Below are 22,968 nucleotides of genomic sequence, written 5' to 3'. Positions count from 1 at the left end.
AATTGGGTCAACAGGTAAAAAATGAGTAAAATTACTCATTGACAACTTTGGTTTTAGCTTAACTTGTGAGTAATGCCCCGTAGGGAAAAGGCAACAACCTTTGTCCCTACACTTCATAAACCTGGAATAGGCTGTATGTATTTTCCTACTCATCTACTTAGTTCCGCTCAATTAATCAACTGCTTAAATGCGTCGTGTTCGCGAATTTTTTCTAAATCAGCTTCACTTTTTGCCAACTCTTTACACACATTCGGATTGAGATTGAGGGCGCGCTTTAAATTTTCAATGGCTAATTCAATTTTACCTTGTAGGGCATAACATCGGGCTTTATTGTACCAAATTCTGTAAAAGTCAGGTCGAATTTTAGCAGCATTGTCGTAGGAAGCGATCGCAGCTTCGTATTTTTGCAATTTGGAGAGTGCAACGCCTCGATTGTTCCAAGCGTCAGTATAATCATTTTTAATTTGTAGGGCTTGATTGTAAGAAATTACTGCTTGTTCGTACTCCTGCATTTTGGAAAAAGCAACGCCTCGGTTGTTCCAAGCGTCGGCGTAATCGGGTTTGGCTTGAATTGCCTGTTCGTAACAGCCGATCGCCTCCTGGTACTTCTGCAACTCCAACAATACCACGCCTCGATTGTTCCAAGCATCGGGATAATTCGGACGAATTGTAGTAGCTTGTTCGTAAGAGGCGATCGCCTCTGGATACCGCTGCATTCTCGTGAGCACTACTCCTCGGTTATTCCAAGTATCGGCTAAATCCGGCTGAATTTGTAGGGCCTGATCGTAAGCTGCGATCGCATCTTGATAACGGTTTTCAAAGAAACAAGCATCTCCCTGTTTGGCATAGTCGCCGGCTGTCAATAACTGTTGGTAATTGCCATAGTTAACCGGAGCAAATTCTTGAATTTGGGCATCGGGGAATAACAAGTCTGTTTCTGCCTCTGCCGGGTGACTTTGCTGTTGAATTTCGCCTAAGATAGTTTCAGCATCCGAAATTAAAAGTTTTAATTGAGAGATTGTATCGTAATGGAGACTTTCAATTTCTTGGCGGGCAATTGTTGTCTGCTTGGACAATTTGCTCAATAGAAACCAAACCCCGACTCCGGCTGCTGTCGGAAACAAAGTTAGGGCAATTATCAGCCCGTTCAGCAGTACCGCCGTGCGCCCAAAAGCAATGTCAACTTCTTCTTGAACTCGATCGCGAATTTCTTCTTTAAGTTGCTGCTGTGGGAATTCCTGCTGAATTAACAGTGCCGGCCTCGGTTCAGAGGCAGAAACGCTACTGGCGCAGACTAGAATAGTTGAAAGGGCGATCGGGCTAATACTTTTTCTAAAGATACTTGACAAACGCATTGCCTTAGTGATACGCACCTGAGTTGCGATTTCCATGTGTCAAGAGATGCTGATAACGATGATCCCAGACTAGCCCATTTGTTCATAAACTATTAAATACAGGATATCTGTTGTGCAGTCCCCTCCGATCAAATTGCTGACGCAAGAATTGCTAGACGAAGTTGCCGCTTCCTCCCGCCGCAGTCCCCGCCAGCGACAAAACTACAATTTCCACGATTTGTCTGAAAAAGTGCAGCGGTTTGTCAACGTGTTGCAACCAGGCACTTACGTCCGCCCTCACCAACACCTCCGCCCGCCTGCAGTTAACGGTTTTGAGTTTTTTGTGGTGATTCAAGGAGAAGTCGGTATTGTTATTTTGAACGAAAACGGTCAAATCCTGCGCTCCTTGCGAGTCAGCGCTGCCGGCCCGACTCGCGCTGTCGAACTGCCAGAGGGCACTATTCACACGTTAGTAGCTTTGACACAGGATACTGTGATTTTGGAGTTTAAGGAAGGGCCTTACGACGTGGGGGCGGATAAAGACTTTTTGGCAGGTTTTCCTGCTGAGGGAACTGCGGCGGCGCGAGAATTAGTCCTGATTTGGGAAGCGGAATTTAACACTTGACTAATGACTGTTGACTGTTAAAAATCTAAAATCTAAAATCTAAAATCTAAAATCGATGGGCTGATTACTAATTACTGATGAATCTAATTGTTGTCATCCGATTGTATAAATCCGGGGCCGTGCGAATGATTTTTCTCAGGAGCTCATCCGTCACCCAAAAGACGAGGGGAAACGAAAATTTTTTGCTGAATTCGCTGCATAATAGGTTGGTAGAAACGAGCAATCGCTCGATCGCCTCCACTGATTCCAAACCGAGGAGCATTAAAGCAGGAGGCTTTTCGCCGTCTATTTCTGCTGCAATTGTCGTGTAGAGAGTTGTCGCGGATTTGGGCAAAAACAGTTGCCGCGGTTTCACGGGACAATTTGCTTGCAGCCGATCGACTATTTGCTCTCGCAAAGTTAGCGAGTTACAGTTGACTAAAACGAAAGAAAAGTAACCTTGGGAAAGACGGAGCGCTCGCATTAAAGTTGAGAACGACCGCTCGTTATATTTAGCTGAGTCGTACTTAGCTGCATCGTCTTTAGCTGTATTTTCTGAGCTTTGCTCGATAAACATAAATTGCATATTTTTTATCTAGTTTTAGAGATTTTCTAGATTAAATGATGTTTCTAAAGAAAATGTGAAGATCTAAAATTTATTTTTCGTTTAAAAACTTTTGGTAATTATACCATGGTTTTAAATTAATATCAATAGTCTGATCGAAATAGTCCGATCGACAGATTTGGCTTGAACAACTCAAAAAGTACCTGCGACGGCACAACAAAAGTATAGCCGCAGGCAAAAGGAAGAGCATAATTTGCAAGGGTTTCAGCAATTAATAACGTTCTAAATATGTGGCACGATTGCTAGATAAAATGTAATTAAAAATACAAAAAAATTACCGGAAATTCTCAGCCAGCGGCAAAGTAAACCAAAAACTTGCCCCTGCACCGGGAGTGCTAATTACCCCAATTTGGCCGCCGTGAGCACCAATAATTTGCCGACAAAGATAGAGACCCAAACCCAAACCAACCGAGTGTCGGGATCGATCGCCCCTAACGTAAAGGTCAAAAAGATGTTCGCACTGTTCCGGCAATATTCCCGCCCCGTCATCTTCCACGGTACAGTAAATCATCCTAGCTCCGGGATTGGGGATTGGGGATTGGGGATTGGTAATGGGGGATTGTGGATTGGTAATCGGTAACTTGTCGGTGTCTTGTTTTGCTGTGCTTTGATTTAGAATTAATTTCCCCGCCTTGATTACTTGAGCCGAAACTGTTAAATTCAATCCCGGTAGATTGTGTTTCAAAGCATTAGAAATTAAATTAGATAACACACGCCACAACTGAGTTTTGTCAGCATTCACGGCTGGCAAATCATCCGGAACCAAATTTTTAAAAGTAGCTTTACCCTCATTCATTAAAGGCTCCAAATCTGTCGCAGCAGCTTCAACTAGCGCCCTCAAATCAACCGATTCGCAGTGCAAAACAAAACCGCGCAATTCCCCGGCGTGAACTTCCAACAGCGAATTTATCAAGCGCAATTGCTGCTCGCTACCTTGAATCATCCGCTCCAAAATAGAACGGGGAATTGCGATCGAATCCCCAGGTTTCGTCTGCCAATTTTTCAGCACCATTAACATTCCCGCCACCGGGTTTCGCAAGTCGTGAGAAAGAGCGTGGATAAACATCCGCAGCGATTCTTGTGCCTGTTTGCGCTGCGTGATATCCTCAATTAAACCCTCATAATAAAGCACGGCGCCGCTGCTGTCCCGTACCGCCCGCGCCTTCTCAGAAATCCAGACAATACTGCCGTCTGAGCGGTAAATTTTAGATTCAAAATCCGATACTGTGCCGCTTTCCTCGATCGCTCGCAAAAACTCATTTCTGCGAGCCGGATCGACATACAACTGTCGCTCGATATCAGTAAACTTTGCCGTCACTTCTTCCGGGGAATCGCAGCCGTAAATCCGCGCCAAAGCTGGATTTGCAGTAATGTAGCGGCCATCGGGAGTGCTTTGAAAAATGCCCTCGCCCGCATTCTCAAAAATGCTGCGGTACTTCGCCTCCGCCACCTCCAACTGCTGGTAAGCAGATTCCAACTCACGCCTGGTACTAAACTCTTTCCGTTGCAGACATTCGTACCAATAAACCGACAAATCGCAAATCAAACAAATCCAAAACAAATATAAGTACAACCCGGTCAACTTAAAAGGAGTATACTTAGCAAAACTTAGATTTAAAACCAAATTTATCCCGACGTGGCAACACAAAACGCCGAGTTGAGAAATCAGGTGGAGGCGCCAGCGGACGGGCATCAACGTAGCTTGGATCAGAAACGCTAAAATCCAGGTAAAAATTGGTAATTCCCCGGCTTGTGCGACAGCTAGTCCAAGCTGTACAACCACCGTCAGCGACCACGAAAAAGCCAAAAATAGCAAACCGGGATAGCGCTGTCCGAAGGAGGTTTTTTGCAACACAAAACAGGTCAACAAACCCAGTTCTACAGCAGCGCTCGTGTACAAATAAACACTTTTAAACTCCTGGCGAGCAAAGAATCTTTCGCCTAGAAAATAGAGCGTTATTGTGAAGGCAAAAAAGATTGCAATTCCGACTGCAGGGCGCAGCCGCTCTCGGAGGAAGCGATCGCGCCACACCTCGTAAACCGTTAACGCCTGAACGGATTTTGCATTGCCCAAATAGTTCATAGCATTTTAGATTTTAGATTTTATATTTTATATTGACAAAGATCGATCGTCCGAGTTGACAACAGGTAGCGAAAACCAGAAAGTCGAACCACCGCCGGGAGTGCTTTCGACGCCAATTTCGCCGCCGTGAGCTTTGATAATTTGCTTGGAGAGGTACAATCCCAAACCCAGCCCTGTTAATTGTCGGCTATTAGGGTCGTCAACGTAAAGTTCAAATAGAGATTCCCGCTGTTTGGCACTGATTCCCACTCCATTATCTGTTACAGTACAGCGAACCATTTTTACGGTGACTCCGGGCAATTTGCTGCCGATATTGCCAATTTGGCCCTGATAGCGGGGCATTTTGCAACTGCCGTCAAGGTTGAATTTGGCCAGGGTTTCCTGATTTTTCTGGTTTGTCTCGCCGATCCTAGGACGATCGCCCGCAGCAGATATCCGGTTAGCGATACAGCGGGCAAGCGGATTATTGGGCGATGTTAAAGGCTGTAAATTTTCTTCATAACTTAGCACTGTTTCAACTTCAATTACCTCGGCTTTAAAAGTTATATTGACTCCCGGAGGATTGTGTTTAATAGCATTAGTCAACAGATTTTCTAGCACCCGCTGCAAGTGTTGGCGATCGGCATTGACTTGTGGCAAATCCGCCGAGATTTCCTGAGTCAAAGTTGCTTGGTTTTTGGTCAGTATCGGTTCTAAATCGGCAACAATGGCTGAAGCTAAAGACGGCAAATGCAGCGGTACAGTATTGAGAACAATACCTTTGACCTCGCTAGCGTGAGCGTCGAGCAGGGAATTAACCATAGTCAACTGGTGTTCGCTGGCCTGAACGATGCGCTGCAAAATCGATCTAGAAACCGGAACATCTTGTAGAGAATCAGATGCCGATTTGTTGAGCAAATTTTTCAGCAGTATTAACATTCCCATAACAGGAGTGCGGAGATTGTGAGAAACTGCGTGCAAAAATAGGTCTTTGAGGCGGTTGCTTTCTTCCAACTCGTGCATTTTTTGCTGTAGTTGGCGGGTGCGTTCCTCCACTTGAGATTCCAAGTTGGCATTGAGAGCTTTTACCTGCTGCAAAAGTTGGGCTTGCTGGAGAGCGATCGCCACTTGGGTAGCGAGTTTTTCCAACAAATCAATTTCAAATTCCTGCCACTGGCGGGGCCCGGAACACTGGTTGACGGCCAAGATCCCGAACAATTCATCCCCCAGCACGATCGGCACATTTAACGTCGCGCGAATTTGATAGTCGCTGTACAATTGGGCAATTGGAACGCTGAGTTGAACGCTAGCAGTATCGGAGATAGATCGGACGCGGTTGTTAGCATAAAAAGTTTTCTGGCTTTCGAGGTGATTCTCGTCAGCGAGTACCCACCCCAAAAGAGAACGGCATTGGGCACCCACAGACTCGGCCACAACCTTACCGTACACCGGGCTAGGAAGATTTACCCCGTCCGCGTCCACAATACCGATGAAAGCGCGGTCTGCCTTGAAAAATTGCCGGACTTCGGCAACAGTAGTGTTGAGAATTTCTTCGAGGTCGAGGGAGTTGCGAATTCGCAGGGCGATTTCGGAGAGCAAGCGATCGCGATCGGAGGACGCCCGCAAAGCGGTTTCCGCGCGGTGGCGTTCGGTAACGTCTTGGACTGTGGCGGCGATCGCCCCTGACTGAATGGCTGACTGTTCGCAGACAGTGCGTTCGGAACCGTCTGGCAGCACAATTCGGTAGTTAATGCAATAGGGTGTGCGCTCAAACATAGCTTGGCGCTGCGATCGCGCCACCAATTCTCGGTCTTCTGGATGTACGGCCTGCAAAAAAACTTCTGGTGTCGGTTTGACAGTTCCAGGAGCAAAACCCAAGAGGCGGTAAAGTTCGTTTGACCACCGCAATTCGATATGGGATCTACGATCTTCAGCGGATTCTTGGCAGTTGTCAGTTGCTGTGAGGGCGGCGCAATTTAAATCCCAATTTCCCAACTGAGCGATGCGCTGAGCGTTGGCTAAACTAGCTTCGCGATCGCGCAGCATGGCGGCCGTGCGGCGCACCTCCACCAGCGCTTGCTGGCGTTCTGCTACGGCGGCGGCCAACATCAGAGCCACAAGGGCGATCGTACCGGTAAAAGCTTGTAAAAATAAAACCGCCTGTTTGAGATTATCGCTTTTGGCCAAAAAGGGGCCGCCTCCCTGTACTGCTCCCCAAATCGCGATGTAAGACACGATCGAATAAGCAAAAATCGCTCCCGCCGGTTGAAACCGCAGGGCGGCCCAAACTATTAGAGGAAAAGGCAGATACTCCAGCGGATACTGAGCGATCTCCGCCTGTATTTTAGAGCAAAAAAACAGCCAGCTTACGCTCAGCAAAAGAGTCAGCCAAAGCGCTATTTCTGAATAATTAATAATTAAAAATATAAGGTTATAGCGGTTTTCCGGTGCAGAAAATCGGCTTGAATAATTTGTAAGTTTTGGTGGGTAATTCCCCCAGTTAAAAAATGCTTTTAAACTTGAAATAATCCCCGGTTTAATTTCACATTTTACACCATTTTCAAGAACCGGCATCTTGGCTGTTCTACAATCAAATTCATCTCTTGTGGAACAGGCATCTTGGCTGTTCCTAAACAAGTAATTAAGAATAATGAAACATCTCAGTTTTAGTGGATATTTAAAACTATTAACGGCGTGGTTCAAAGTCAGCAGCACGGGAGTCACAATCAAAATTCCCATGCCGTCTCCGAGCCACGTAGTCCACCAGTTGCGAGAGAAATTGCTCCACTGAGCCCAACCAAAAATGCACGTTCCCAAGTTGCCGAGGATAGAACCGACCAAAGTAGACCCGATGACAGCGCCCGCCACTAAAGCCAGAACATCTCGCAATCGATCGAGTTTGGTAGAAAATCCGCTCCAAGTCAGCAAAGCCTCTCCAGCCAGCGCTTGCAGGGTGACGCTAAAGGCCGATGTGACAATGACAGCCGACGGTATACCCCCGGTAGAGTTTAACAGCACTGAACCGAGGACAATTCCCGGCCACATCCGTCGCCCATGCAGTAGCAGTGCCGCTAGAGCAATACCGGCGGGCGGCCACACGGGGGAGGGTTCGGCTTTCACCAGTCCCAGCATCGACGCTGCGAGTTTTCCGGTAACAAAGTAGGCCAGCGCCAGGATGCCCGTGTACAGAAGCGTTCGAGTGCGGGGGTTGAGCAGTTTCATGTTTAGGTGCGATCGAATCCTCCATTCCTAGTTTTTAATTTAGGCGGCTTTGGGGCGATCGAGCTTCCTCCTGACGACTCACCTGACTGGGGGAGTGGGGAGTGGGGAGAGTGGACGACTGGGAGAGTGGGAGAGTAGGAGCATTTTTTCTTCTTCCTTCTTCCTTCTTCCTTCTTCCTTCTATTAAAATCCAAAACTCCGCTTGCCATCCGGCTTAACAGTAAGCCAATTGGTCTTTGCCATTGCCAGTTGTTCCTCAGAAACTGTAGCGTTCGTAAGATTCGCCCCGCACAAATTTGCTCCCCGCAAATTCGCCTTAGTCAAATAAGCCCCCGTCAAGTCAGCACCTCGGAAATCCGCCCCTTCAAAATTGGCAGTGCTGCAATAAGCCTCAGTCAAATTAGCATCTCGCAAATTCGCCTGAATTAACCTCGCGTGACCCAAATTTGCCCCCGACAAATCCGCTGCTTGCAAATTTGCTTTCACCAACCTAGCCTGATAAAAATTTCCCCCCGCTAACTGCGCTTTTTGCAGTTGCAAACCCGACAGTTCGCAGTCAGCAAAATCGCGCTTGCCTTTAAAATATGCCGCTCGCAAGCTGTTGGTATCCCACTTAGGAGCAACTTTCGATAGCTTTGACGCTGCTAAATTGTCGCTAGAAGGTCCAACCGTTCCGAAAGTTCTGCCGGACTCAGCCAGAGTCCGGGAAACTCTCGGCTGCATCCCCGTGTTCCCAGATTGGCTGAAGGAAGTTCTACCAGCGCGGGTGTGGTTCGATCGTAAATCTTGATTAATTTTGCTCTCAGGCCGTGACCACGAAGAACCCTCGTCATTAAATATTGTCGGTTCTTCAACTGTACGAGAAGAGGCGTTGAATTGAGTTGCCAAGCCATCCATCAGACTTGGGTCTTCAAATTGGCCCGAGAGAGCTCTGAGGACATCTGCTGCCGATTGGAAGCGGTGGCCAACCATCGGCTTCAGCATTTTATCGAGAATCCGCGCAAAATTTGGACTCACCTGAACGTGGGGCTGCCAAACAATTTCGCCGGTTACTCCATCAAAATCTAAATCCTTGGGCGATTTTCCTGTCAGCAAGTACAAGCAAGTCATACCCACTGCGTAGATGTCGCTGGCAAATATCGGCCGCAGCGCCATTTGTTCCGGGGGAGCAAAACTAAATGTGCCGACTGAAAATTTCGTGTTGGCGCTTTGGTCGGCGGGGTCTAATAATATTGTTTGGCTAACTTGGTCTTTTACCGCTCCGAAGTCAATCAGAACTAAGTGACCGTCTTGAATTCGGCGAATAATATTTGCGGGTTTGATGTCTCGGTGAATTACTCCTTGGCTGTGGATATATTGCACTACTGGCAGAATTTCTAATAGAAAATTTTTAACATCCGATTCGTTGAAACGGCCTGAGTGCTTGACTTCTTGTTTCAAAGTCGAGCCTTTAACATACTCTTGAACTAAGTAAAATTGCTGTTCGGTTTCAAAATAGTCTAGCAGCCTCGGTACTTGCGGGTGGTCGCCCAGTTGGCCGAGGGTTTTCGCCTCTCGCTTAAATAATTCCCGCGCCATTTCTAAAACTCGCGGCGACAAACTACTGGGTCGCAGTTGCTTGACTACACAACTCGGTTGACCGGGCAATGAGATGTCTTTTGCCAGAAATGTAGCTCCAAAACCTCCTTGCCCTAAGGGTTCAATGACTCGGTAGCGAGCGCGCAGCAATAACCGCGCACCGCAAGTCTGACACTGAAGAATAGAGTCAGCAGGGTTTTGAGGATGGGGACAGCCCGGATTTACGCAGTAGCTCATATTGATTGAGTTTGCCTATGTTGTTCTGATCTTGTCAGCGTCGCTCGACTGCACAAATAGCCTGTTCCTGCTTCTGGTAGACATACTAATCTATCAGTTTTCGGCAAGCCGTGCCTTCGATTGCGAATTGGAATTGCACCTAAGTCTTTTATGCCGATATCTTTTCCCTATTTTGATTATCTCGCTGGTTTGAGTTTTTTCGGTTGATTATCCTTGAAGATAGTTTAAAGACTTGCTAAAGTTGTGCTTTTTTGTGTAAAGTCTTTCTAAACTTAAGTGCTTTTTGCGTTGTTAGATGTATCTAGCATACCTCATTCTCTGAATGAGAATGCTACTCATCCCCCAGTAGACATCTACCTTTGGGGCGAGCCCTCGTTTTTGCTGATGTGTACCATAACAGTCTTGACAAATTTAAATTAGTATGCTATGAAAAGCTTTCCCGAATAAATTCTGGGACTCAAAAGTCGTAGCCCGTCGGCGCCGACTAATGACTAATAACTACAGAGCACTGACAACTAACTACTGATCTAAATTATGCGTATTTCTCTAAAGTGGCTGCAGGAATTGGTGGATGTGGCAATATCGCCGGAAGAATTAGCCGAAACTTTGACAATGGCAGGCTTTGAAGTTGAAGAAATCGAAGACCGCCGCCCGTGGGCAAGCGGCGTAGTTTTGGGCAAAATCATCGCCTGCGAACAGCATCCGAATGCAGATAAATTGAGAGTTTGTCAAGTGGATGTCGGCTCTGGTGAAGCTTTGAATATTGTTTGCGGCGCACCGAACGCTAGGGCAGACATTTACGTGCCTGTCGCTGTTGTCGGCACTTATTTATCGACTATTGATTTAAAGATTAAACCGGCTAAATTGCGCGGCGTTCCTTCCGAAGGAATGATTTGCTCTCTGGCGGAATTGGGACTATCTAAAGAGTCAGCCGGCATTCACATTTTCGAGTTAGAAAATCCCGAATTGGGCAGCGATATTCGCCCGCTTTTGGGTTTAGATGACGTGATTTTAGATTTGACAGCAACTGCCAACCGTGCTGACGCTTTGAGCATGGTGGGTGTAGCGCGAGAAGTGGCGGCGCTGACTGGGGCTAGTTTGAGAATTCCCGCAGCGAATGGTGTTGCGATTGAGGGCAAAGAAAGTCCTGGTTTGGCAGTAGAAATATCGGAACCGCAAGGATGCCCGATTTACATCGGCACGGCAATTGAAAGTGTGAAAATTGGTGCTTCTCCAGCTTGGTTGCAGCAGCGGTTGCAGGCGGCGGGAGTGCGACCAATTAATAATGTGGTTGACGTGACTAATTACATTTTATTGGAATGGGGACAACCGCTGCACGCTTTCGATCGCGATCGCCTGCAATCTTTCACCGGTACTCCAGATATCAGCATCGGCGTCCGCTTTGCCAAAACAGGGGAATCCTTCAAAACTTTGGACGGGCAAAACCGCAATTTGCAAGCTCAAAATCTGTTAATTACTGCTAGCGACAAACCTGTTGCCTTAGCTGGAGTAATGGGTGGAGAAGACACGGAAGTTCACGAAGGAACGCAAAATTTAGTGTTGGAAGCGGCGATTTTTGACCAGGCAACGATTCGCCGTTCTGCGCGCGCTCAAGGCCTGCGGAGCGAGGCATCGATCCGCTACGAACGGGGGGTGAATCAGGCGGCTTTGGCGACGGCTTGCAACCGCGCTGTAGCCCTAATTTTGGAGTTGGCTGGAGGCACTGCGACGGTGCAGAAAACGGCGAGTTCCGGCGAGGATTTGAGTTTTTCGCGATCGCTCAAATTGCGTTTAGACCGAGTAAATCTGGTTTTAGGGCAGTTGAAAAGAGGAGAAACGGGCGGTTCTAAATATCTGGAACCGCAAGAGGTAAAAAATATTCTCACAGCCTTGGGATGCGAAGTTGTTCCGACTGAAAAAGAACGGGTTTGGAATGTGACTGTGCCTCCTTACCGTTACCGGGATTTAGAAAGGGAAATTGACTTAATTGAAGAAGTTGCCAGACTCCACGGTTATGACAATTTCTGCGATACTTTGCCTAGCAAAACTGAACCTGGTTATTTGTCAGCGGAATATGCGGCAATTCGGAATGTGCGATCGGCTTTTCGGGCGGCAGGTTTGACCGAGTTGATGCACTATTCTTTGGTGAAAACTGAGGGAGAAAATCAGGTTGTGCTGGCGAATCCGCTGTTTGTGGAGTATTCGGCTTTGCGGACAGAAATGCTGTCGGGTTTGATTGATGCTTTCCAGTACAATTTGGAACAGGGAAATGGGGCGCTAAACGGTTTTGAAGTCGGCCGCATTTTCTGGAAAGATGGGGATGCCATGAAGGAAGCCGATGCAGTTGCGGGGATTATTGGCGGCGATCCGACTGTGTGGAAATGGCAGCAGGGAGGGCGCGATCGACCTTTGAGTTGGTTTGAGGCAAAAGGTATCTTGGAAAGCGCGTTTCAGGAGTTGGGTTTGTCGGTGGAATATCAAAGCGATTCCTCTAATACACGCTTGCATCCTGGCCGCACGGCTGCGTTATCGTTAAACGGGAAACATTTAGGGGTTTTTGGACAGTTGCACCCGCAATTGCAGCAAGAAAAGGATTTGCCTGAGCAGGTTTACGTGTTTCAATTAGATTTAGCGGTGCTGTTGGGTGAATTAGGGCGATCGAACCACTTAACTCGCAAATTCGCCGGTTATTCGAGTTTCCCCGCTTCTGACAGAGACATTGCATTTTTCGCACCGGTTGAAGTTCCCGTTGTTGAGATGCAGAGTGCGATGAAAAAGGCGGCGGGTAGTTTGCTGGATTCGGTGGAACTGTTTGACGAATATCGGGGCGACAACGTGCCGGCGGGACAGCGGAGTTTGGCTTTTCGGTTAGTTTACCGCGCGGGCGATCGAACTTTGAGCGAAACCGATGTCGAACCGGCACAACAAAAAGTTCGCGATGTTTTAGTTGAGAAATTCGGTGTCAGCCTAAGAAGCTAAAGAGGCCGTCAGCCACCAATGGAGGCCGCCAGGGAATGAATTCCCTGGCTCAAAGCTAAAGTCCTCTCAAGAGGACTAACAAGACTTACGGATTACAAGGTAAATTTGCCATTTTGAGCAAAGCGAAGAATATCAAATTTTTGCAATAAAGCCGTCTAAAGTGCATAATTGCTAACTAATGAACTCTTCATTCTTCTTGAGAGGACTTCAGCTTTGAGGCGGGGGTTTCAACCCCTGCCGGACTCAGGGAAAAAGCGTTAAATTGACACCAATGGCAGCAACATCTCCCGCACAAAAAAAGAACAATCAGGAAACCGCAAAAGAGAAATACTATCACCATCCCCAAGAATCACCCGACTTTGATAACCATCCTGACTCGGTTCTCGAAAAACGTGGAGCTGCCGATTATTCACATCCAAAACCCAATAATCAGTAATTCCCGACTCAGCATAAATTTTCGCTTTAATCCCGGAATCCGTTCTCAGCGTAGTATCGGCAACTTCAATAATCAGATAAATTTCTGAAGGAATTGGATGCTGGTCTTCATAGTAAAGTGGATCTGGTATAACTACAGAAATATCCGGTTCAGGTTGCGAGTAATTATTCATCCGAACCAGGTCTTGCAGCCGCACAAAAATCTGTTCTCCTAAACGGTTATTCAGTAATATCTTCGTGCGCGCAATCGCCGCACCGTGAGCTGTTCCCTTTGCTGCCCTCTTTACTATCTGCCCTGCTAGTAATTCCACCCGTTCATCTTCGTCAAAAATACCAATTTCCGTCATCCGGTCCTATTCTTGAACTGTCAGCAGAGGAATGTCTAATAAAGTCATAGTAACCTCCTTCTCTCTAACAAACCTCTCTCTTCTTCCCCTCTATTCCTCAGCGACCTCTGCGCCCTCTGCGGTTAATCAATTTGATCATAAAAAAACTCGTCAAATCCTGCTACATTTATTGTAAAATAAATTTAAAACAAATTTATCCAAGGCTCAAAACCGTGACCAAGTATGTGATGTGGGGAAGTTACTGCGAAGACGTTCTAGAAAAACGCGCTCCGTTTCGAGACGCTCATTTAGCCGGATTGGCTAAGCAGAAGGAATCGGGTGTGCTAAGTACGATCGGGCCAACCAAAGATTTAAAAAAAGTTTTTGCAATTTACGAAGCGGAAGACGAAGCCCAAGTCAGAGAATTAGTTGAAACCGATCCTTATTGGGTAAATCAGGTTTGGACAGAATACGAAATCAAAGAGTGGATTCAAGCCTTTTAAAGGAGTTAACCGGGTGAACATCTTAGGACTAGGCGACGACGATTTAGTTCCTGTAGACTATGGCGATTTGCTGGACAAGATTTTAGAAACATTGCAGACTAAAAACCCGTTTAGCGTATCAGAAGACAGCCGCCGCTTGCTAATTGATATTGACACCATTGCTGCGGATGTTTCCAACAAGCAAGTGCGGCAACCCTTGGGTTCTTTTGAACCCCAAGCAGATTCTGCCACTGTTAATTTACCGCCGGAAATTGAGGAGCATTTTGGCAGTCAAGTTAGAAAAATCCAAAACTCTTTGCTGCAGCACTTAGAATCTAAACTGCCTCAAAATACCTCGATTGAAAGGTTTGTCGCTAGTTTGATTAGTCCCTTAGACTCACCCTCTTTTCGGGGAAGCGGCCAAGAGTTAGGCTTTAAATACGATTTTGGCACCCGCCACCCTTCTTTAGAAAAAGAAAGGCTAACTTTGGAAAGCCGAGGTACTGGAAGCCATGCAGCTTTAAAATTGCATAAATTGACCGTTACAGTCCGAAATACTGATATTTTTGAACAAGAACTAAAAAAAGGTTTGGAAAACTATATTAATGAAAATGCCGACACTAACGATGATAAACAAGGACTTAAGCATCGTCTTGATGAGATGGTTGAAAATCCAGACTCTGATTTTCACAAATTAATCCGACTGGTAGATAAAGAAACTCTGGGGAAAATTAACAAAGAATCTAAGATTATTTATTTGGACTATCTGCTAGAACACATTCGCGCTAGCAGTACAGATACCGTAGGAATCATCTATTTACAAGACTTGATTCGCCGCCTCAGATTGATAGAAGATTACATCAACGATCCAAATAAATCCGATGGTGATTACGAGGTTAATTATGCTGGTGTTCGAGTTAATTACCGAGAAATTTTCGCGAGGGCAGAAGTCCTAGATGCACTGCCAATTATTCCTATTGTATCAGGTTACTTGGGAGAAAGTACCGACAATGCTCGTAACGAACGCAAGTTTATCTTTGGGCTGAAAATTAAATTTGATAATCAAGTTCAAGCGCGCGGTGGAAAAGATGTATTTGAGTATTATCTGAATCTGCTACATCCAGACAGTGAAGAACATCAAGCAGAATTGGCCGAAGATGCTAATAGCGAAATATTTGTACGTAAGCTATTAAAAATAGCACTGTTATATCACTTTGTCTTTGCATCTACCCACACTCCTGGAACGGAAAATTACAACCCTGAATTAGAAATTGACTTTAATCCTATTTCTGGTTTTGAGCAAGTCATCAAAAATGTATTGGGTCGTGACAATGACGAAATAAAAAGAAGACTTTTCCGAAATTTTGTGAAGAGGTTTAACGAAGTAAATGTTAAATCTAAAATCAACCATCTGAGAATAATGCTAAAAGGCTTTCTGGAACGTCAAACAATTTTACCAATTCGCACAGAAACGCGACACGTAAACCTCAAAATAGGTCTGGTAGAAGATATTGACAATATTTTGACTACTCCTAAATTTTTTAATGAAATTATGGAGCGAAATTACAAGCAAACGCTCCATTATATTACCGTCAAAGATCCTAGTGTCGATGAAAGCTCTATTTGTCAGCTACCAGTCAATATCACCATAGAAGATGTCCGCTATTTTCCTACTGATGAACGCCAAAATTTCACCATGGAATACAATATCAAAGATGTCGATGTGTTGCCTTTACTTTCTGCACCTAAAGCCGATCGCTCTAGAGCCATCTACGAAAAACATTTTCAGACAAAATTAGTTGTGTTTCCCTACGACGACAGACGACTAGACAGCGGTGATAAAGGTTTACAACCTGCCGCGATTTTTGTCTATAAGTTTGCCATGCTGCTGCTGTCCTATATCTGTCTGAGGATATTGCTTGAAAATACTGCAGACAACTTATTTATTCCGATGGTGAGACTTCACGAAGGCGACGACAAAAACCCTTCGCCGTCAGAAAAATTTATGGCTAACCTTTCTAAAACATTGTCTCATGTTTTGAGTGAAAAACAACGCTCAACTTCTCAAGGATTTCGGATTAGAAAAACGCCCAATGGTTACACAATTCGTAACGGTTTGAGTTCCCTATATTCAATCCTTCCTAAAAAGTTTCGACTCGATGATAATGTACAGCTAGCTCCTGAGTTGGATAAATTGGCAATTATTGTCATTTCCAGCCGGGATAGTGATGCGAAAAGAAGCAATCAAAACCGCTTCCAAAGACAAGCCTGCTTAATCGGAGAAATTGTCGGCATTAATCGCCTAGATGACAGTACAATTCAAGTCGAAATGCTGAAAACTCTTTCCGAGAATTACAGTGTCAGCCGTCTTTATTCTGAGCCGTTAATCCTTGAAGATGCAATGAGTCAGCTTTATCAGCAAGGATATCGGAATTTCGCATATATTTCGCAAACACCTTACATGAGTACGCTGCATATTACTCAGACTGAGGAAGATGAGGAATTGTTTTTCATGTCCAAAAAACTTCTCCGAACTTTGAAGGGAGAGAGGCGAGATATCAAGATTTATCCGATATTTTTTGATAAATACTATGTCCGCAGTTTCCTAGGCGATAGGGGAAAATCCTTTTACATTCAGGATGCAATGGAGCTTGAAAGCTTGTTTGCAGATACCAGTCACCAAGCTGTGATGTTTTTCAACTTGTTTAACGGAATTAGAGTCAGGGAGGAAAAGAACTTTTATAACGGTGTCATTTCCTACTCGACTCTGTTGAATATCTATCAAGGTATCCTAGACGATCAAGATATTCGTGAAGGTTTGATTTATGATGGTGCAATCAAAAATACTTTGCTACATTATCTAACAATATTCCACTTTTCTCGGTATGAAGCTCGTCACAATATTAGTTTAAAACTTGACCCCTACGAGCGAATTATTGGCGATGAATCGGTTGGTGCTTTGTCTATATTTAGTCATGCTAGGGGTAGTGCGGATTTTAATTCCCTGGCATTTTTGAATAAGGTAAGAGACGTCTTGAATGTGGATAACGGAGGTATTAATCATGATTGGTGAAGATTTTGGACGGCTGTTTGAGGTGGGATTTAATATTGGGATTCTGGCGTATATTCAGCGTGAAAATATAGCTCACAATTTTGGTGATTCATACCGTCTTGATTTACAGAAACTAGAATTGCCGAAGATGATGGCGGAAATAACTAGGGAAGCTAATCTCCTCGGTAGTTTGGATGCTAAAATTCTTGAGAAGTGGAGTCTATTTTTTGTCCAAAAAGGCTTTATTGGTGGGTTGAATTTCTTCCGGGAGTACCTCACATCTACGGGCTGGAATTTAAAGTTATCGCAAATCTTGTATTTTCAGTGCAGTTTGAGTTGTGCTAACAGTATTAGAACCCAGAATGACGATGAGACAGAAGTTTTTAAAGCGTTTAAGAAAGTATTATCTCAGTTTGAAACAGCGCAACCAAATTTCTCAGACGATGAGATTAACTCCTACATCCGCCGCTACAAGAAAAAAGGCGAGTTTTTGCAAGCTGATACCTTGATTTTGTTGCAAAATGGTAAGGATTTTAGAATCCTGTGCGTTGATTTGTCTGTGTTTACTCCTCCGTTGACTTCGGAAAAAGTCGATAATCTCAACGAAATAGAGGTGATGCGGAAGTCTTTGCTCAGAGAAATTAGCTATTTGCGATCGAAAAGTGTTTTTTCTAATCTGCGAATCGATACTAGCACTTTAGGTATTGACTTTTCGGAGGGTTTAAACCGCTATTTTACGGCTTTTAAGTATAAGGATAAGGAAAGCGCTAAGTTGATTCAGGCTGGTAGCTACGCTCACAGCTTCTACGGTTTTCTGCAAACAACTAATATTATTCCTCATGATGCTGATGTTTTGTTGAATGTTGTCGGTTATAGCGATCGGACAATCAGCGCAATTTCCCTCCGCAGTGATAAAATTGACATCTTGGCGAATTGTGCCAAAATTTACCAGCAGGAAGCGAAAAACAAAGAAATTAACGATGCTCGCGCCGAAGTTTTAGATGCGATCCAACTTAACGCAGGTTACAGTTTTCAGAATGGCAAAAAATTTGTCACCGATTTGTTAACAATTGGCAAAAATGTCGCACCTGTATGTCATACAGAGCGGATGGATAACTTTGTCAATTCCATTGATATTATATCAGATAAATTGGCCGATGACTTGCAAATTTCTCGCGGATTACATCTGAGAAATGCTCACGCTCAATTGATAGTCAAAGCACTGCAATCTGAGGAAACTTACGTCTTTTTGACTGGGAATCCGGGAATTGGAAAAACAACTGCGATCGCCAATTTCCTCAAAACCCATATCGAGGACGGTTTCTTATTCCTTTACGTCAGTCCCCGCAAGCAAGTAAACTTAGATATCATCGAGAAATTCCGAGATAAAAAGACTGGTTTGTTGTGCGACAACAGATTATTTTGTATTAACTCAAGTTCTGATATTATAGATAGCAATTTTGGAGAATGTACCGTCAACTACGTCGCCAATAATCATCACGAAGATTTTTCACAAAAAACTGTCCAATTTATCAACGACGGTGCAAAAATACAGCGTAACCAATCTCACAAGCCGCAACTTCAAAGGAAAGGAGAAACAGTAACTAAACCTAGGATTGGCAAAAAGCATGGAGGGCTAAATAGCGTTTGTGAGGGAATATATTCCCTCATCAATCGTCAAACATCGAACAATATCGTGGCTACAGTTTCTATTCAGTCTTTGAAGGTGACAGAAACTGGCAAAAATACCCTCCAGCATTTAGAGAAAATATTTCAGGATGCTTACAACAAGGGGAACAAAGAAGTTATTTCTCCTAAAATGCAAGAAATCTCCAGCCGCCTCAAACACATCTTCATTATGATCGATGAAATTACCGGAGACGACGGTGGCATTGAGTTTTTACATGGAATTGGTAGGCTGCTTAACAAATATGAGTTGCACAACCCAAAACACGGTTTTAATACTAAAATTATTGTAGCCGATGCTTCGATTGTTGACCCGGATGTGATTAAACAACACCTCAATGATACGTCACCGGAACCGGATAAAATTTATTTCAAAAAGCTACCCAAAAATTCCGAGGAAATCCCATCCTTACAGGTGACTCCTTTTGAATTCAAACGATTAGCTGCTAAAGTTATCAATACGAATTCCTATCCCGCTAGCAGTTTAGAGATAACTTATAAGGTATTTGTAGAGGCTGTCAAGTTTACTGAAGATACTGCTTTAAATCCCAAGAATAATTTAGTAAAACGGGTACAATCGGAAATAATTGAAGATATCAATCAGCGGTTAGAAATACCGGGAGTTGAACAAATAATCGTTTACATTCAGGATAAGCGAAGATTGGCAGAGTTGATTAATAAAATTCAAAATGAGCGAGAATTTAAGCGCTATAACGATTATCTGGAAGTCCACGCGAATATCTCGGAAGAAGAAAAAGAAAAAATACATGAGTGCAAAAATCAAGTTAAAGTAATCCTTATGACTGCATCGGGAAGTCGCGGCTTGTCTTTCCCGAAAACTAAGCATATTTTAGTGGATATTCCCCCCTTTCAGATTGAGAAAAATCTGATGGAAGTGATTCAGGTGATTTATCGCGGGCGCGGGGAAGATGAGAATGGTAATACGCTGGATGGTGAAGCTAAGGAGTTGGTTTTTTACTTGTCTGATACAGCGGTTTACTATGCAGATGATGCGGAACTTTCGCTACAGGAAAGCAAGTTGAGTTTGTTGAATTTGCTGCTAATTCTGAAGACGGCGGTGATGACGCGGATTGTGGGATATGGATGTTTGGGTAGGGAAAAGTTTTTGATGATTCCGATTGGCGGGAAGTCAATTTCTGCTGTGGGCGATACTTTTACTAGCAAGATTGCTTCTTTAATTAAAATTTTGAAAAGCGAACACCGCAGCAACCCAGGAAATAAGTTGCTACAGGAGGTTTATACGGGGCTGGAAAAGCTTTTGAGTCGTGGGGAGTTTGTTTTGACAAATTCTGATAAGTCTCGTGTAACGGGCGATTCTTACCTGGAAATGCGGGAGGATTTTAATCGCAAGTTTTTGCAGATGTGTAATCCTCTTGAGGGTTTGCTGAGTTGTGGTAATCTAGAGATTGGTCATGTTTGTGGTAGTTTGTTATTGGTGCCTTTGGCTAATCAAAGTTTGCTGGAAACATACCAGATACGACTAAATGATGAAATTAGGAAATGTGTAGATGCTCAGTTGTTGAAAAACATGGAGCGCATCAGGGATAGCAAATCTTCCCCTGAGAATTTACAATTGGCTATTAAGGGAGGTGTGATCGAGCTTTTGCAGTTTCTCAACGGCGATGTGGAGAAAACTCAGTATTTTGAAGAGCAGAGTCAGCAGTTCGATCGCTATTATGCCATACCGCTGTTTGCCTTCGTTAGCGGGGAGGAAATGCAGGAGTATTTTGCTGACACCAGGTTGGAGGAACCGGAGGATCGGATGTTTCGGGATATTTTGTCGGCTTACGTGCGATCGATCTACCCTGTAGATAGTGTAATGCCGATCGGACACAAGTATCACGAATTCCCGTTTATCGTGTTTAGAAGCTACAGTTTAGAACAAAGTCGAGAAAAGATTTTTACAGATAAATATCTTTTAAGTTCCAACGAGTTGAACGTGCTCAATTTAATTTTGTCGAAGCAGGTAAACTAGACCTCTTGCATTCCCAAGCTTTCAATTCCTTCAATAATCTGAGTTTATCTGTGTTTATCTGCCTTGCATCTGCGGTTTCTGTATCAATCAAAGACTTATGCAATGCAAGCCTACTGAAACTTGTAGGCTGCGTCAGCTAGCTGTCACCCTATCCGCAGAGAAAATAAAACTCCTCCGACGCACCCTACTTGCTACTTGCTAACTTCAAAAGGCGTGGATTTTCCCCCCAAAGCTTCGACGATGGTGCGAGTATTAGCCGACATCATTTTCACATAAGAATCGCCCTCGCTTCCGGGCGCCCCAATCGAATCCGAATAAAGTTGCTGCGCCGCCAATTTCACCCCCGCTTCCTCCGCCACTGTTCTAATCAGTTGCGGGTTAATTGTTGTCTCGGCAAAAATAGCAGGAACTCCGGCAGCTTTCACCGATTCTACTAACTTTTGCACCGTTTGAGCGCTCGGCTGTTCCTCCGTACTAATCCCGATCAAACTTCCAGCACTTCCCAATCCGTAGGCGCGGCTGTAATATTGAAAAGCATCGTGAGTTGTTACTAATTCGCGCTTATTTTCGGGGATAGTTTTAATCTCTTGTTCGATCCAACTATCTAAACGTTTTAACTCTTCAGTAAGTTTCACAGCATTCTGGGTAAACTTCTCCCGATCTTCGGGCGAGAGTTCGATTAGTGCCTCCCGAATCGCTTCCACCATTTGAACTACATTTTCCACATTTCCCCAAACGTGCGGATCGGGTACGGTATTGCCTTCTTTATTCAATAGCAAAGGCTTGACAACTTCCCCCACTGCTAATTTCCGCGCCTTAATTCCGGCGGCATTCATCATCCTAATTAATCCCGGTTCCAAATTGTAACCGTTATATAAAATTAAGTTAGCTTGTTCTAAAGCTTGAGAATCTTTTGGCACAGGTTCGTAAACGTGAGGATCGGTTCCCGGCTGCAAAATTCCTGTTAGCTGAACTTCGCCTCCCGCTACTCGATCGGTCAAATCCTCAATAATTGTGCTGGTAGCAACTACCTTGGGTTTAGCATCTGCCTCTGGAGATAGGCGATCGCCCTGGGTTGAAGCACAACTAAATAAACCCACAGTCAAAATGCCGCAAGCAATAGTTCTAATCCAAAATGCCTTGGACTTGTCCCATCCAGGGGCGGCGGTTTCAATCCCCGACTCACCGCTAAACTCTCCTTTATCGGATTGCTTCACAATTGCCGTCGGTTTTAACTCACATCTTGCACCATTCTCAATAACCCTTGTCTGGGCGGGCATCTTGCCCACCCCACAGGAAGACTCACTCTTTGTGGAACAGGCATCTTGCCTGTTATTGAGAAGGGTAGAAGATATCAGTTTTAAGCGATTTGAGATTTTCGCCGCCAAACCTATGGTTTGAGGGGTTTCGAGCTGGCACTGTCGCATTATCTACCTCTCCTGCCTTCCAGATTATTCCTATTTACCGATGATTTCATATTCTTTTCATTTTTACAGTAAACTTAATAAAAAGGAGATAGACTCACCCCCATGAATACCGCCGCATTGCCCAACGAGAATCCTTGGTCTAAAATGGTTTGCGACCTCAAAGACAGCGCTACCGACACTGAAATTATCGCTGTTAAGCACTTAGCAGTAAACTACCGCACGGTAGAGGCACTCCGAGATATCAATCTTTCCGTCAAACCGGGAAGGCTGACGGGTATTATTGGCCCCAATGGTGCCGGCAAAAGCACGCTGATCAAAGCAATGTTGGGCTTAATTCCGGCAGCTCGCGGCACTGTTACCTGGGGCCAAGAAGCGATCGCCGATCGACTCGAAACAGTAGCCTACGTGCCCCAGCGATCGCAAATTGACTGGAACTATCCCGCCACGGTTTGGGATGTCGTGATGATGGGAAGAGTCAGAAAAGCCGGATGGTTTCGCCGCTTTTCGGCAGCTAGTCGCCGCACCGCTGCCGATGCCTTAGAAAGAGTAGGCATGAGTGCTTACAAAGACAGACCGATCGGACAACTTTCCGGCGGACAGCAACAGCGAGTATTTCTAGCTAGAGCATTAGCCCAAGAAGCCGCTATTTTCTGCTTTGACGAGCCGTTTGTCGGCGTTGACCAAAAAACTCAAAATATCATTTTTGACATCTTCCACCAGCTAGCAAATGCCGGGAAAATCGTCTTAGTAGTCAACCACGACTTAGGCGAATCAATCACTAATTTTGACGATTTAATTTTGCTAAATACAGAATTGATTGCCGCTGGTTCCCGCCAAGAAGTGCTAACCCAAGAAAATCTTTACCGCGCCTACGGCGGACAAGTAATGTTTTTTGCCGGACAAGCCGCTTAATTAGCTAACAG

At 44.8% G+C, this 22,968-nt stretch carries 13 protein-coding genes; 6 read left to right on the top strand and 7 right to left on the bottom strand.

What is annotated here, in order from left to right; translation table 11 throughout:
* Positions 1 to 167: 167 nt before the first annotated feature.
* The gene (locus QUA23_RS20295; protein WP_333110492.1) at positions 168 to 1,391 is read right to left on the bottom strand and encodes a tetratricopeptide repeat protein; all 1,224 of its coding nucleotides are present in this window, start codon (positions 1,389 to 1,391) and stop codon (positions 168 to 170) included.
* Positions 1,392 to 1,467: 76 nt separating this feature from the next.
* Here QUA23_RS20295 and QUA23_RS20290 point away from each other — a divergent pair, with 76 nt between their 5' ends.
* Complete coding sequence (locus QUA23_RS20290; protein WP_333063677.1) at positions 1,468 to 1,959, top strand: WbuC family cupin fold metalloprotein; 492 nt, start codon at positions 1,468 to 1,470, stop codon at positions 1,957 to 1,959.
* A 67-nt stretch (positions 1,960 to 2,026) separates the two neighbouring features.
* On the opposite strand, the gene QUA23_RS20285 is transcribed toward QUA23_RS20290, so the two are convergent.
* From QUA23_RS20285 to QUA23_RS20270, 4 genes are all read right to left on the bottom strand, one after another.
* Complete coding sequence (locus QUA23_RS20285; RefSeq protein WP_333077977.1) at positions 2,027 to 2,524, bottom strand: hypothetical protein; 498 nt, start codon at positions 2,522 to 2,524, stop codon at positions 2,027 to 2,029.
* Positions 2,525 to 2,837: 313 nt separating this feature from the next.
* Positions 2,838 to 4,646, bottom strand: coding sequence for a PAS domain-containing sensor histidine kinase (locus QUA23_RS20280; RefSeq protein WP_333077976.1), 1,809 nt, complete (start codon positions 4,644 to 4,646; stop codon positions 2,838 to 2,840).
* Positions 4,647 to 4,673: 27 nt separating this feature from the next.
* Positions 4,674 to 7,847 (bottom strand): MASE1 domain-containing protein, encoded by a 3,174-nt coding sequence (locus QUA23_RS20275; RefSeq protein ID WP_333077975.1) that lies wholly within the window; start codon positions 7,845 to 7,847, stop codon positions 4,674 to 4,676.
* A 183-nt stretch (positions 7,848 to 8,030) separates the two neighbouring features.
* Positions 8,031 to 9,662: a serine/threonine-protein kinase gene (locus tag QUA23_RS20270; protein ID WP_333077973.1), complete on the bottom strand. Its 1,632-nt coding sequence runs from the start codon at positions 9,660 to 9,662 to the stop codon at positions 8,031 to 8,033.
* A 534-nt stretch (positions 9,663 to 10,196) separates the two neighbouring features.
* Here QUA23_RS20270 and pheT point away from each other — a divergent pair.
* Positions 10,197 to 12,641 carry a phenylalanine--tRNA ligase subunit beta gene (gene pheT / locus QUA23_RS20265; RefSeq protein WP_333077972.1) on the top strand — a complete coding sequence of 815 codons (2,445 nt, stop codon included), beginning with the start codon at positions 10,197 to 10,199 and terminating at the stop codon, positions 12,639 to 12,641.
* A 257-nt stretch (positions 12,642 to 12,898) separates the two neighbouring features.
* Here pheT and QUA23_RS20260 read toward each other — a convergent pair whose 3' ends face one another.
* Positions 12,899 to 13,423: a Uma2 family endonuclease gene (locus QUA23_RS20260; protein ID WP_333077971.1), complete on the bottom strand. Its 525-nt coding sequence runs from the start codon at positions 13,421 to 13,423 to the stop codon at positions 12,899 to 12,901.
* 212 nt (positions 13,424 to 13,635) lie between these two features.
* Here QUA23_RS20260 and QUA23_RS20255 point away from each other — a divergent pair, with 212 nt between their 5' ends.
* The 3 genes from QUA23_RS20255 to QUA23_RS20245 are packed head-to-tail and all read left to right on the top strand — an operon-like array spanning position 13,636 to position 20,618.
* Positions 13,636 to 13,905, top strand: a complete 270-nt coding sequence (locus tag QUA23_RS20255) for a YciI family protein (RefSeq protein ID WP_333077970.1) — start codon at positions 13,636 to 13,638, stop codon at positions 13,903 to 13,905.
* 13 nt (positions 13,906 to 13,918) lie between these two features.
* Complete coding sequence (locus QUA23_RS20250; RefSeq protein ID WP_333077968.1) at positions 13,919 to 16,957, top strand: hypothetical protein; 3,039 nt, start codon at positions 13,919 to 13,921, stop codon at positions 16,955 to 16,957.
* A complete protein-coding gene (locus QUA23_RS20245) occupies positions 16,947 to 20,618 on the top strand; it encodes a helicase-related protein (RefSeq protein WP_333077967.1) in 3,672 nt (1,223 codons plus the stop codon). Before QUA23_RS20250 ends, QUA23_RS20245 begins: the two co-directional genes overlap by 11 nt.
* Positions 20,619 to 20,809: 191 nt before the next feature.
* Here QUA23_RS20245 and QUA23_RS20240 read toward each other — a convergent pair whose 3' ends face one another.
* Positions 20,810 to 22,045, bottom strand: coding sequence for a metal ABC transporter substrate-binding protein (locus tag QUA23_RS20240; RefSeq protein WP_445243510.1), 1,236 nt, complete (start codon positions 22,043 to 22,045; stop codon positions 20,810 to 20,812).
* Between the two features lie 102 nt (positions 22,046 to 22,147).
* On the opposite strand from QUA23_RS20240, the gene QUA23_RS20235 reads away from it, so the two are divergent.
* Positions 22,148 to 22,957, top strand: coding sequence for a metal ABC transporter ATP-binding protein (locus QUA23_RS20235; RefSeq protein WP_333036284.1), 810 nt, complete (start codon positions 22,148 to 22,150; stop codon positions 22,955 to 22,957).
* The last annotated feature ends 11 nt before the right edge of the window (positions 22,958 to 22,968 follow it).

It is taken from the genome of Microcoleus sp. Pol1C5 (genome assembly GCF_036701115.1).
Lineage (GTDB): Bacteria > Cyanobacteriota > Cyanobacteriia > Cyanobacteriales > Microcoleaceae > Microcoleus.
This window is presented reverse-complemented; position numbering and strand designations above follow the sequence as displayed.